1 pseudogene is annotated in these 259 nt (G+C 66.0%); it reads right to left on the bottom strand.

Annotation, left to right across the window (positions count from 1 at the left end):
* Positions 1-187: pseudogene (locus tag EJ903_RS26720) on the bottom strand (IS3 family transposase); the annotation flags it as partial.
* Positions 188-259 lie beyond the last annotated feature (72 nt).

Here is a 259-nt window from a genome sequence, read left to right as displayed (position 1 = left end):
CCGCCGCCCGATCCGTCTCGGCGAGGATCCGCAGCTTCTCCGCCGCTGTGAAGGTCCGGCGCTTCGGACGCGACGAAAACTCCGGGGGGACTGCCACAGGCGCGGCAACAACCCGCGGCTTCTCACCAGCGTCGGGAACCGCCTCCGATACGGGGGCTGGCAGGGGCGTCTTGTTGGGCATGGTCACGCGATGAATTTCCTACGCCCTCGAGCTTAAACTTCAGCCGGGCTGATGTCTCACCGTCATTGGCACAGAGGG

Origin of the sequence: Azospirillum griseum, from assembly GCF_003966125.1 — a bacterium.
GTDB classification, from domain to species: domain Bacteria; phylum Pseudomonadota; class Alphaproteobacteria; order Azospirillales; family Azospirillaceae; genus Azospirillum; species Azospirillum griseum.
The sequence above is the reverse complement of the archived record's forward strand: the minus strand, read 5'-3'. Positions and strand labels throughout refer to the sequence as shown.